Genomic DNA, 12,182 nt, shown 5'->3' with positions numbered 1-12,182 from the left:
CGGGAGAGTCGTCCATGTCGCTGAACCGCCGTGACTTCGTCACCCGGTCCGCCGCCACCGCCGCCGGCGCCGCCCTGACCGGCGGAGCCCTCGTCGCCGCCGCCCCCGCCGCCGTGGCCGCCGAGCCGGGCACGGCGGCCGCCAAGGGCAAGAAGAAGCCGCCCCGCCGCCAGGCCTTCACCGTCATGGGCACCACCGACCTGCACGGCCGGGTCCTCAACTGGGACTACTTCACCGACGCCGAGTACGTCGACAAGGCCCACAACGCGGTCGGCCTCGCCAAGATCTCCACCCTGGCCAACCAGGTCCGCGAGGAGAAGGGCTGGGACCGCTGTCTGCTCATCGACTCCGGTGACATCATCCAGGGCACCCAGCTGAGCTACTACTACGCCCGGGTCGAGCCGATCGCCACCGACGGCGACAACGTGCCGGACCACCCGATGGCCGTCGCCATGAACCTCATGGGCTACGACGCCGCCGCGCTCGGCAACCACGAGTTCAACTACGGCATCCCCACCGTGAAGGCCTTCGAGGACCAGCTGGAGTTCCCGCTGCTGGGCGCCAACGCCCTGCACGCGAAGAACGAGAAGCCGGCCTTCAAGCCGTACGTGATCAAGGAGGTGTGGCTGGACGAGGACACCCCGATCAAGGTCGGCATCCTCGGCCTCACCAACCCCGGCATCGCGATCTGGGACAAGGCCAACGTGGCCGGGCAGATGGTCTTCCCGGGCATCGTCGAGACCGCCGCCAAGTACGTGCCCCGGATGAAGGCCGCGGGCGCGGACGTCATCGTGGTCTCCGCCCACTCCGGCATCGACGAGCCGACCACCTACGGCGACCAGCTGCCCTGGCCCGAGGACGCCTCCGGCGAGATGGCCGAGACCGTCCCGGACATCGACGCGGTGCTGGTGGGCCACACCCACAAGGAGGTCGCGCAGCGCCTCATCGTCAACAAGAAGACCGGCCGGACGGTCGTGCTCTCCGAGCCGCTGTGCTGGGGCCAGCGCCTGAGCTGCTTCGACTTCGAGGTCGAGTTCGTCGACGGCCACTGGAAGGTCGCCTCGGTCTCCTCCCGGGTGCTGAACTCCAACACCGTGCCGGAGAACCCGGAGATCAGCAACGCCATCGTCGGCCAGCACAAGAAGGTCGTCGCGTACGTCAACCAGAACATCGGCACCAGCAAGATCGAGCTGTCGATCGCCGAGGCCCGGTTCAAGGCCACCCCGATCATCGACCTGATCGGCAAGGTCCAGGCCGACGCCGTCAAGACCGCGCTGGCGGGCGGGCAGTACGCCAACCTCCCGGTCCTGGCCCAGGCCGCCCCGTTCAACCGCACCGCGCTGATCCCCTCCGGCCAGGTCAAGCTGCGCGACGCGGCCGGCCTGTACATCTACGAGAACACCCTGGAGGCCCGCATCCTGACGGGCGCCCAGCTCAAGGACTACCTGGAGTTCTCGGCGAAGTACTACTACCAGCTCGCCCCGGGCGCCCCGGTCGACAAGGACGCCATGACCGGCGCCGAGACCACCCCGGACTACAACTACGACTCGGTCTACGGCCTGAGCTACGACATCGACATCGCCCAGCCCAAGGGCCAGCGGATCGTCAACCTCAGCTTCCAGGGCAAGCCGATCGACCCGAACGCCCAGTTCGTGTTCGCGGTCAACAACTACCGCGCCAACGGCGGCGGCAACTTCCCGCACGTCGCCACCGCCAAGGTGGTCTGGACGAACTCCGACGAGATCCGCAACACCATGATCGCCTGGGTCAAGGCCAAGGGCGTCATCGACCCCGCCGACTTCTTCACCAACTCCTGGCGCCTCGTCCGCGCCGGCCAGCCGGTGTTCTAGTCGCACCTTTCCGTGAAGGCCGTCTGCCCCCGCGCAGACGGCCTTCATGCCGTTCCCGCTGGAAGAATGGAGCCATGAGCGAGTTCCAGATTCCCGACCGCCACGCCCGGCTGCTCGAGTACGCGCAGAGCCTGACGCCCCCGGCCGGATGGAAGATCGAGATCTCCGGCGACGAGATCATCATGATGGCCGGCCCGTCCGCGATCCACCAGCGCAACCTCCTGCTGGTCCGCAGGCAGTTCGAGGCACACGAGCCGGCCGACATGATGCCGAGCGAGAACACGGACCTCGCCTCCCCCAACGTGGGAAAGCTGCGCAACCCCGACCTCACCTACATCCCTCTGGAGTCGGCCGGCAACCCGACCCCCGCCGAGCAGGCCGCCATCGCGGTCGAGATCGTCTCCCCGTCGAACCCTGAGAACGACCTGGTCGGCAAGGTCCGCGACTATCCGCTGATGGGCATCCCGCTCTACCTCCTGATCGACCCGCGCGAGGGCGACATCACCCTCTACTCGGACCCCTCCGACGGCGGCTACCACCAGTGCTGGCACGGCAAGTTCGGGGACCGCGTGCCGATCCCGGCGCCCTTCGACTTCACGCTCGCCACCGACGGCCTGGTCCGCTACCCCGCCTGAGCCGCCGTCCAGGGCGTGTCTTGTGGATCAGGCCAGGCCCGCGACGCCAGGGCACGCACCTCGCCGCGTTGTCGTCGGTCGCCGATGGCCCCCAGCCTTCGGCCGGGAGGTGCCCCCACCGCATGGACTCTCCCCCAGCCTTCGGCCGGGAGGTGCCCCCATCCTCCGCCTTGCGATGCACGCACCCTGACGCCGCGGTCTGGTCCGACCTGATCCACAAGACACGCCCTAGAACGGGAACGGCGCCCGGCCGTGCTGCACCGAGATCCACTTCACCGTGGTGAAGGCGTCCACCGTGTACTCCCCGTTGAGGCGCCCGACGCCGGAGTTCTTCTCCCCGCCGAACGGCACCCCGGGCTCGTCCGCGATGGTCCCGCCGTTGACGTGGATCATGCCGGTCTCGATCCGCTGGGCGACCCGCACACCGCGCTCGACGTCCGCGGTGTGCACCGCGCCGCTGAGCCCGAAGGGCGTGTGGTTGGCCAGCCGGACGGCCTCCTCCTCGCCGTCGAAGGGCACCAGCAGGACGACCGGGCCGAAGAGTTCGCGCTGCAGGATGGGCGCGTCCTCGGCCAGGTCGGTGAGCACGGTGGGTGCCATCAGGCTGCCGGCCGTGGCCCCGCGGAGCAGGGCGGTGGCGCCGCCGGCGACGGCCTGGTCGACCTGGGCGTTGATGGCGTCGGCCTGGACGGAGTTGATCAGCGGGCCGATGTGGGTGGCCGGGTCCCGGGGGTCGCCGACGGTCAGCGAGGCGACCTTGGCGACGAACTTCTCGGTGAACTCGGCGAGCACCCGCCGGTCCACCAGCACCCGGTTGGCGGCCATGCAGACCTGGCCCTGGTGGACGAAGCGGCTGAACACGGCCGCGTCCACGGCGTAGTCGACGTCGGCGTCGTCCAGGACGATCAGCGCGCTGTTGCCGCCGAGTTCCAGCACCGACCGCTTGAAGTGGGCGGCGGCGACGGTGGCGACGTGCCGGCCGATCTGGTCGGAGCCGGTGAAGGAGATCACCTTGGGCACCGGGTGCTCCAGGAAGCTGTCGCCGATCTCCGCGATGTCGGTGATGACGACGTTCAGCAGGCCGGGCGGCAGGCCCGCGTCCTCGAAGAGCTTGGCGATCAGGCTGCCGCCGACGATCGGGGTCTCCTGGTGCGGCTTGAGCACCACGCCGTTGCCGAGCGCGAGCGCCGGGCCGATCGCCTTGAGGGCGAGGAACAGCGGGAAGTTGAACGGGCTGATCACGCCGACCACGCCGACCGGCAGCCGGTAGAGCCGGTTCTCCTTGCCGGGGGCGGGGGAGGGCAGCAGCCGGCCCTCGGTGGCCACCGACAGGTGCAGGCACTCCCGCAGCACGTCCTTGACCAGGGAGAGTTCGAAGCCCGCCTTGAGCGCGGTGCCGCCGAGTTCGGCCATCACGGCCCGGACGATCTCGCCCTCGCGCTCCTCCAGCAGCCGCAGCGCCCGCTCGAAGACCAGGCGGCGCTGGTAGGGGTTGGTGGCGGCCCAGGAGCGCTGGGCGCGCTCGGCGGCGCGGTAGGCCCGGTCGACCTCGGCGACGGTGGCCACGGTGATGGTGGCCAGCTTGTCCCCGGTGTAGGGGTCGACGTCGACGATGTCCCAGGAGCCGCTGCCGCTGCACCATTCGCCGTCGATGTACTGCAGCGCCAACTCGGAGAAGTACGACATCTGTTCCCTCTCGTGCCCGACCTGATGGGAGCTCATCGTACTGATGTGTCAGAGCTCTTGGCGTACGGAGAGCAGAAGATCGCGGGTCCGTTCGGGTCCGAGGCTCTCGGCGAGCAGCCCGTCCATCGCCTGCCGGTACGAGGCGACCTCGGCGGGCTTGTCCACGTAGAGGGCGGTGGTGAACTGCTCCAGGTAGACGACGTCGGCGAGTTCGGCCTCGGCGAAGCCCAGCACGCTGAACGCACCGCTCTCGGCGCTCAGCGCGGCGCCGCCGAGCGGGCGCACCTGGAGGCGCACGTTGGGCAGTTCGGAGAGCTGGAGGAGGGTGTCGAGCTGGCCGCGCATCAGCTCGGGCCCGCCCCAGGGGCGGCGCAGCGCGGCCTCGTCGAGGACGGCGTGCAGGTACGGCGGGTGGTCGGCGGTGAGCAGGTCCTGGCGCTTGCGCCGCACCTCGACCCGGCGTTCGACCTCGTCGTCGCGGAGGCCGTGGCAGCCGGCGTGGATGACGGCGCGGGCGTAGTCGGCGGTCTGCAGCAGCCCGTGCACGAACTGGACCTCGTAGCTGCGGATCTCGGCGGCGGCCTCTTCCAGGCCGAGGTAGTTCTGGAACCAGGCGGGCAGCACGTCGCCGTAGTCGTGCCACCAGGAGGTGGCGTTGGCCTCCCGGACGAGGCCGAGGACGTTGGCCCGTTCCTGTTCGGCGTCGACGCCGTAGAGGGTGAGGAGGTCGGCGACGTCGCGTTCCTTGAAGCCGACCCGGCCGAGTTCCATCCGGCTGATCTTGGACTCGGAGGCGCGGATCGAGTACCCGGCCTCCTCGCGGCTGACGCCTCTGGCCTCGCGGAGCTTGCGCAGCTGGCTGCCGAGCAGCAGGCGCCGTACGGTGGCGCCTCCGCCTGCCTGAGTCGTGCCCATCGAAGTCAACCTCCGCACTCGTGCAGCCCCCCGGCCGTCGGCGGCAGTCTGCCACCTGGCACTGACGAGCAACAGCCCGTGCCGGGTCGCATTCCGGTCGCGGTGCGAAGCCTGGGAGAAAGCTGTGAGGCGACCCTCGGTGCACGGACGGACGCGCAGGTGGGAGCGCAGGTGGGAGCCCCTGGTAAGGGGCGGGTGAGAGCCCTGGCGGGGCGCGGGTGAGAGGCGGCTGGGAACGCGGAAGGGAACGCGGCGGGAAGCCCCGGGAACGCGAAGGGGAACGCGTTCGGGAACGCGAAAGGAAACCCGAGAGGAAGCCCAAGAGGGAACGCGACGGCGCCCGCCCTCCAACTGGTCGGGGAAGAGGGCAGGCGCCAGGAGACCGCGTTGGCCCGGCGACGCTGGCGGGGGCAGCGGGTTGAGCTCCCGGCGATGCGGCGCCGGGGGTTCGGGGTGGGCCGGTCGGACCGTCGGCCCTCAGACCACCAGGGGGCGGTCGGTGGGCCGGATCGGGGCGGGAAGCGGGGTCTTGCCGCCCAGGTGCTTGTCCACCGCGGCGGCGGCCGAACGGCCTTCCGCGATGGCCCAGACGATCAGTGACTGGCCACGGCCGGCGTCTCCGCAGACGTACACGCCATCGACATTGGTGGCGAACCGGCCGTCGCGGGCAATGTTACCGCGTGTGTCGAGGTCGAGGCCGAGCTGCTCGACCAGGCCGTTCTTCACGTCCGTCCCGGTGAAGCCCATGGCCAGGGTGACCAGCTGGGCCGGGAGGGCCCGCTCGGTGCCGGGGACGGGCTCGAACCGGCCGTCCTTGAACTCGACCTCGACCAGGTGCAGTTCCTGGACGTTGCCGTCCTCGTCGCCGGTGAAGTGGGTGGTGTTGACGGAGTAGATCCGCTCGCCGCCCTCCTCGTGCGCGGAGGTGACCTTGTAGGTCATCGGCATGGTGGGCCAGGGCTGGTGGCCGGGCCGCTCCTCGCCGGGGCGCGGCATGATCTCCAGCTGGGTGACGGAGAGGGCGCCCTGGCGGTGGGCGGTGCCGACGCAGTCGGCGCCGGTGTCGCCGCCGCCGATGACGACCACGTGCTTGCCCTTGGCGCTGATCGGGGAGTCGACGAGGTCGCCCTCCTGGACCTTGTTGGCCAGCGGCAGGTACTCCATCGCCTGGTGGACGCCCTTGAGCTCGCGTCCGGGCACCGGCAGGTCGCGGGCGGTGGTGGCGCCGGCGGCGATCACCACGGCGTCGAAGCGCTCGCGCAGCTGCTGGCCGGTGATGTCCTCGCCGACGTGCACGCCGGTGCGGAACCGGGTGCCCTCGGCCCGCATCTGCTCGATGCGGCGGTTGATGTGGCGCTTCTCCATCTTGAACTCGGGGATGCCGTAGCGCAGCAGTCCGCCGATCCGGTCGGCGCGCTCGTACACCACCACGGTGTGCCCGGCCCGGGTGAGCTGCTGGGCGGCGGCCAGGCCGGCCGGGCCGGAGCCGACGACGGCGACGGTCTTGCCGGAGAGCCGCTCCGGGATCTGCGGGGTGACCCCGCCGCGGTCCCAGGCCTTGTCGATGATGGTGACCTCGACGTTCTTGATGGTCACCGCGTCCTGGTTGATGCCGAGCACGCACGCCGACTCGCAGGGCGCCGGGCACAGCCGCCCGGTGAACTCCGGGAAGTTGTTGGTGGCGTGCAGGCGCTCGATGGCGCCGGTGAAGTCGTCGCGGTAGGCGAGGTCGTTCCACTCGGGGATGAGGTTCCCGAGTGGGCAGCCGTTGTGGCAGAACGGGATGCCGCAGTCCATGCAGCGGCCGGCCTGCTTGGTGATGATCGGCAGGAGGCTGCGCTCGACGTAGACCTCGTTCCAGTCCTTGATCCGCACGTCGACCGGGCGGCGCTCCGCCAGCTGCTTGGGCGTGGTCAGGAAGCCCTTGGGGTCAGCCATGTGCCGCCTCCATCATCTTGCGAGTGGTCTCGGTCTCGGAGAGACCGTCGCGCTCGGCGGCGTCCTTGGCGGCGAGCACTGCCTTGTAGTCGGTCGGCATGATCTTGGAGAAGCGGGAGACCCCGCTGCCCCAGTCGGCCAGGAGCTCGGCGGCGACGGTGGAGCCGGTCTCCTCGTAGTGCTGCTGCACGATCTCGCGCAGCCAGTCGCGGTCGGCGGCGGTCGGGGCCTCGATGCCCACCATGCCGTCGTTGACGTTGGCGGGGCGCAGGTCCAGGACGTACGCGACGCCGCCGGACATGCCCGCCGCGAGGTTGCGCCCGGTCTCGCCGAGGATGACGACCCGGCCGCCGGTCATGTACTCCAGGCCGTGGTCGCCGACGCCCTCGACGACGAGGGTGGCGCCGGAGTTGCGGACGGCGAAGCGCTCACCGGCCTTGCCGCGCAGGTGGATCCGGCCGGAGGTGGCGCCGTAGCCGATGGTGTTCCCGGCGATGACGTGGTTCTGGGCGTCGTTGCCGATGGCCGCGGCCTCGCGGGCCGGGCGGACGACGAGCACGCCGCCGGAGAGGCCCTTGCCCACGTAGTCGTTGGCGTCGCCCTCCAGCCGCAGGGTGATCCCCTTCGGCACGAAGGCGCCGAAGGACTGTCCGGCGGAGCCGGTGAAGGTGACGTCGATGGTCCCCTCCGGCAGGCCCTCGCCGCGGTACCGCTTGGTCACCTCGTGGCCGAGCATGGTGCCGACGGTGCGGTTGACGTTGCGGATCGGCAGCTGGATCCGCACCGACTCGCCGCGCTCCAGGGCGTCCTCGGCCAGCGTGATCAGCTGGTTGTCCAGGGCCTTGTCGAGCGCGTGGTCCTGCTCGGTGGTGCGGTGCCGGGCGGCGCCCTCGGGCAGCTCGGGCACGTGGAACAGCGGGGCCAGGTCGAGCCCGGCGGCCTTCCAGTGGTCGACGGCGGCCTGGGCGTTGATGTGCTCGGCGCGGCCGACGGCCTCCTCGATCGAGCGGAAGCCCAGCGAGGCCAGGATCTCCCGGACCTCCTCGGCGATGAACTCGAAGAAGTTGACCACGAATTCGGGCTTGCCGGAGAAGCGCTCACGCAGCACCGGGTTCTGGGTGGCGACGCCGACCGGGCAGGTGTCCAGGTGGCAGACGCGCATCATGATGCAGCCGGAGACGACCAGCGGGGCGGTGGCGAAGCCGAACTCCTCGGCGCCGAGCAGCGCGGCGATGACCACGTCGCGGCCGGTCTTCAACTGGCCGTCGGTCTGGACGACGATGCGGTCGCGCAGCCCGTTGAGCAGCAGGGTCTGCTGGGTCTCGGCGAGGCCGAGCTCCCAGGGGCCGCCGGCGTGCTTGAGCGAGGTGAGCGGCGAGGCGCCGGTGCCGCCGTCGTGTCCGGAGACCAGCACCACGTCGGCGTGCGCCTTGGAGACGCCGGCCGCGACCGTCCCGACGCCGACCTCGGAGACCAGCTTCACGTGGATGCGGGCCGCCGGGTTGGCGTTCTTGAGGTCGTGGATCAGCTGGGCCAGGTCCTCGATCGAGTAGATGTCGTGGTGCGGCGGCGGGGAGATCAGGCCGACGCCCGGGGTGGAGTGCCGGGTCCTGGCGACCCACGGGTAGACCTTGTGGCCGGGCAGCTGGCCGCCCTCGCCGGGCTTGGCGCCCTGGGCCATCTTGATCTGGATGTCGTCGGCGTTGACCAGGTACTCGGAGGTGACGCCGAAGCGGCCGGAGGCGACCTGCTTGATCGCCGAGCGGCGCTCGGGGTCGTACAGGCGGTCCGGGTCCTCGCCGCCCTCGCCGGTGTTGGACTTGCCGCCGAGGCGGTTCATCGCGATGGCGAGGGTCTCGTGGGCCTCCAGCGAGATCGAGCCGTAGGACATCGCGCCGGTGGAGAAGCGCTTGACGATCTCGGAGACCGGCTCGACCTCCTCCACCGGGATCGGCTCCCGGCCGAGGCCGTCCAGCTGGAACAGGCCGCGCAGCGTCATCAGCCGCTCGGACTGCTCGTTCACCCGGTCCGTGTACTGCTTGAAGATGTCGTACCGGCGGTTGCGGGTGGAGTGCTGGAGCCGGAAGACGGTGTCCGGGTCGAACAGGTGGGGCTCGCCCTCGCGGCGCCACTGGTACTCGCCGCCGATGTCCAGCGCGCGGTGCGCGGCCGGGATGCCGGAGGCCGGGTACGCCTTGGCGTGCCGGGCGGCGGTCTCCTTGGCGATCTCCTCCAGCCCGATCCCGCCGAGCTTGGTGGTGGTGCCGGCGAAGTAGTCGTCGACCAGGCCCTGGGAGAGGCCGATGGCCTCGAAGACCTGGGCGCCGCGGTAGGAGGCGACGGTGGAGATGCCCATCTTGGACATCACCTTGAGCACGCCCTTGCCGAGCGCCTTGATCAGGTTCTTGATCGCCTTCTCGGCCTCGACGCCCTGGATGAAGACGCCCTGCGCGACCAGGTCCTCGACCGACTCCATCGCCAGGTAGGGGTTGACGGCCCCGGCGCCGTAGCCGATCAGCAGCGCGACGTGGTGCACCTCGCGCACGTCACCGGCCTCGACCAGCAGCGACACCTGGGTGCGCTGCTTGGTGCGGATCAGGTGGTGGTGGATCGCGGAGGTGAGCAGCAGCGAGGGGATCGGGGCGTGCTCGGCGTCGGAGTGCCGGTCGGAGAGCACGATGATCCGGGCGCCGTCGGCGATCGCGGCGTCGGCCTCGGCGGCTATCTCCGCGAGCCGGGCGGCCAGGCCCGCTCCCCCGCTGGCGACCTTGTACAGGCCGGACAGCGTGACGGCCTTGAGGCCGGGCTGGTCGCCGTCGGCGTTGATGTGGACCAGCTTGGCCAGTTCGTCGTTGTCGATCACCGGGAAGGTGATGCCGACGGAGCGGCAGGAGGCGGACTCGGCGGCCAGCAGGTTGCCCTCGGGGCCGAGGTTGGACAGCAGCGAGGTGACGAGCTCCTCGCGGATGGCGTCCAGCGGCGGGTTGGTGACCTGCGCGAAGAGCTGGACGAAGTAGTCGAACAGCAGCCGCGGCTTCTCGCTCAGCGCGGCGATCGGCGAGTCGGTGCCCATCGAGCCGAGCGCCTCGGCGCCGGTCCTGGCCATCGGCGCCAGGATGACGCGCAGCTCCTCCTCGGTGTAGCCGAAGGTCTGCTGGCGGCGGGTGACGGAGGCGTGGGTGTGGGCGATGTGCTCGCGCTCGGGCAGCTTGGCGAGCTGGATCTGCCCGGCGCCGACCCACTCCTCGTAGGGGTGCTCGGCGGCGAGGGCGGACTTGATCTCCTCGTCCTCGACGATCCGGCCCTCGACGGTGTCCACCAGGAACATCCGGCCGGGCTGGAGGCGGCCCTTCCTGGTGACCTTCTCCTGGTCGATGTCGAGCACGCCGACCTCGGAGGAGAGGACGACCAGGCCGTCCTCGGTGATCCAGTAGCGGGCGGGGCGCAGGCCGTTGCGGTCGAGCACGGCGCCGATCTGGGTGCCGTCGGTGAAGGTGACGCAGGCCGGGCCGTCCCAGGGCTCCATCAGGTTGGAGTGGTACTGGTAGAAGGCGCGGCGGGCCGGCTCCATGGTGGCGTGGTTCTCCCACGCCTCCGGGATCATCATCAGCACCGAGTGCGGCAGCGAGCGGCCGCCGAGGTGCAGCAGTTCCAGGACCTCGTCGAAGGACGCGGAGTCCGAGTGGTCGGGCGTGCAGATCGGGAAGATCCGCTCCAGACCCTGCCCGTTCCTGTTGGCCGGGATCAGGTCGGTCGCGAGCTGCGACTCCCGGGCCCGCATCCAGTTGCGGTTGCCCTTCACCGTGTTGATCTCGCCGTTGTGCGCGACGAAGCGGTACGGGTGGGCGAGCGGCCAGCTCGGGAAGGTGTTGGTGGAGAACCGCGAGTGCACCAGGCCGATGGCGGACGCGTAGGTGCGGTCCGACAGGTCGGGGAAGAAGGGCTCCAGCTGGCCGGTGGTCAGCATGCCCTTGTAGACGATGGTGCGGGCGGACAGCGACGGGAAGTACACCCCGGCCTCGCGCTCGGCCCGCTTGCGGACCACGAAGGCGACCCGGTCCAGCTCGATCCCCGACCGGCCCTCCTGGGCCGGGTCCTGTCCGACCGGCGCGGACGCGAGGAAGAGCTGCCGGAAGCGCGGCATCACGCTGCGTGCGGTGGCGCCGAGCAGGTCGGGGGTGACCGGCACGTCGCGCCAGCCGAGGACGGTCAGGTCCTCCTCGGCCGCGATGGCCTCGATCTGCGCGACGGCGGCACCGGCGGCCTCGTCCTCGTCCGGGAGGAAGGCGATGCCCACCGCGTAGGAGCCGGCGGCCGGGAGCTCGAAGTCGACCTTGCCGCGCAGGAACGCGTCCGGGACCTGGGTCAGGATGCCCGCGCCGTCACCGGAGTCCGGCTCGGCGCCGGTGGCGCCGCGGTGCTCCAGGTTGCGCAGGACGTTCAGCGCCTGCTCGACGATGGTGTGGTCGGCGATGCCGGTCAGCGTGGCGACGAAACCGACGCCGCAGGCGTCGTGCTCGTTCCGCGGGTCGTACAGGCCCTGAGCAGCAGGTCGCGCATCCGGCACGAGCGCGTACGGCCGGCGGTCGGCGCCGGCCTGGGGCTCGTTGGCGGAGTGCATGGATGCAGACAGCATCGGCTCTCCCGTCGTCGTCTTTCGGCAAGTTGGTGCAAGTAGGGACGACGTTGGCCCTGATGCGGTGAATCGATGTCGTGCAAGTTACATGATGCCCAGGATCCCGAGAAGCGGAATATCCCGTCCACATGGCGGACGGACGCGCAGGTCAGGGGGCCGGAGAAGAGGACGTGCCACAGTGCACGTCCCGACGATTGTGCCCGGCCGTCCCCGGCCTGAAACAGGGGCGAAACCGGATCGCCACACAAGCCGATCATGAACGCCTGGGAATCCATCCCGGGACCCTGGCTCCCGGATGCGAATCCGCGGCTCGGAGGCCCGGATGATGAGACGATGCCGGGCAACGGGCGACGTCCATGTGTGAAACGTCACCCGTTGCCCGGCATAGTCATGCAGCGCTGTCGCCGTGCACCGCGGCGTCGGCCCCAGGGCGTGTCTTGTGGATCAGGTCGGACCAGACCGCGGCGTCAGGGTGCGTGCATCGCAAGGCGGAGGAGGGAGTCCATGCGGAGCATCGGCGAC

6 protein-coding genes are annotated in these 12,182 nt (G+C 70.4%); 2 read left to right on the top strand and 4 right to left on the bottom strand.

Annotation, left to right across the window (positions count from 1 at the left end):
• Positions 1-14 precede the first annotated feature (14 nt).
• On the top strand, positions 15-1,850 hold the full coding sequence (locus AB0F71_RS17545; protein WP_360234503.1) for a 5'-nucleotidase C-terminal domain-containing protein: 1,836 nt from the start codon (positions 15-17) through the stop codon (positions 1,848-1,850).
• 74 nt (positions 1,851-1,924) lie between these two features.
• Positions 1,925-2,485, top strand: coding sequence for a Uma2 family endonuclease (locus tag AB0F71_RS17540; RefSeq protein ID WP_360234500.1), 561 nt, complete (start codon positions 1,925-1,927; stop codon positions 2,483-2,485).
• A gap of 228 nt (positions 2,486-2,713) precedes the next feature.
• On the opposite strand, the gene AB0F71_RS17535 is transcribed toward AB0F71_RS17540, so the two are convergent.
• From AB0F71_RS17535 to gltB, 4 genes are all read right to left on the bottom strand, one after another.
• Entirely contained in the window at positions 2,714-4,171 is a 1,458-nt protein-coding gene (locus AB0F71_RS17535; protein ID WP_360234885.1) for an aldehyde dehydrogenase family protein, read from the bottom strand.
• A gap of 48 nt (positions 4,172-4,219) precedes the next feature.
• On the bottom strand, positions 4,220-5,086 hold the full coding sequence (locus tag AB0F71_RS17530; protein WP_360234497.1) for a helix-turn-helix transcriptional regulator: 867 nt from the start codon (positions 5,084-5,086) through the stop codon (positions 4,220-4,222).
• A 477-nt stretch (positions 5,087-5,563) separates the two neighbouring features.
• Positions 5,564-7,024: a glutamate synthase subunit beta gene (locus AB0F71_RS17525; protein WP_360234494.1), complete on the bottom strand. Its 1,461-nt coding sequence runs from the start codon at positions 7,022-7,024 to the stop codon at positions 5,564-5,566.
• Positions 7,017-11,645 carry a glutamate synthase large subunit gene (gene gltB / locus AB0F71_RS17520; protein WP_360234882.1) on the bottom strand — a complete coding sequence of 1,543 codons (4,629 nt, stop codon included), beginning with the start codon at positions 11,643-11,645 and terminating at the stop codon, positions 7,017-7,019. Before gltB ends, AB0F71_RS17525 begins: the two co-directional genes overlap by 8 nt.
• Positions 11,646-12,182: the final 537 nt, after the last annotated feature.

Origin of the sequence: Kitasatospora sp. NPDC028055 (assembly GCF_040637885.1) — a bacterium.
Taxonomy (GTDB): domain Bacteria; phylum Actinomycetota; class Actinomycetes; order Streptomycetales; family Streptomycetaceae; genus Kitasatospora.
The sequence above is the reverse complement of the archived record's forward strand: the minus strand, read 5'-3'. Positions and strand labels throughout refer to the sequence as shown.

Bases quoted from the DNA above. Each gene is read 5' to 3' on its own strand.
- AB0F71_RS17525 (WP_360234494.1), bottom strand. From the start codon at position 7,024: ATGGCTGACCCCAAGGGCTTCCTGACCACGCCCAAGCAGCTGGCGGAG.
- AB0F71_RS17540 (WP_360234500.1), top strand. From the start codon at position 1,925: ATGAGCGAGTTCCAGATTCCCGACCGCCACGCCCGGCTGCTCGAGTAC.
- gltB (WP_360234882.1), bottom strand. From the start codon at position 11,645: ATGCACTCCGCCAACGAGCCCCAGGCCGGCGCCGACCGCCGGCCGTAC.
- AB0F71_RS17530 (WP_360234497.1), bottom strand. From the start codon at position 5,086: ATGGGCACGACTCAGGCAGGCGGAGGCGCCACCGTACGGCGCCTGCTG.
- AB0F71_RS17545 (WP_360234503.1), top strand. From the start codon at position 15: ATGTCGCTGAACCGCCGTGACTTCGTCACCCGGTCCGCCGCCACCGCC.
- AB0F71_RS17535 (WP_360234885.1), bottom strand. From the start codon at position 4,171: ATGTCGTACTTCTCCGAGTTGGCGCTGCAGTACATCGACGGCGAATGG.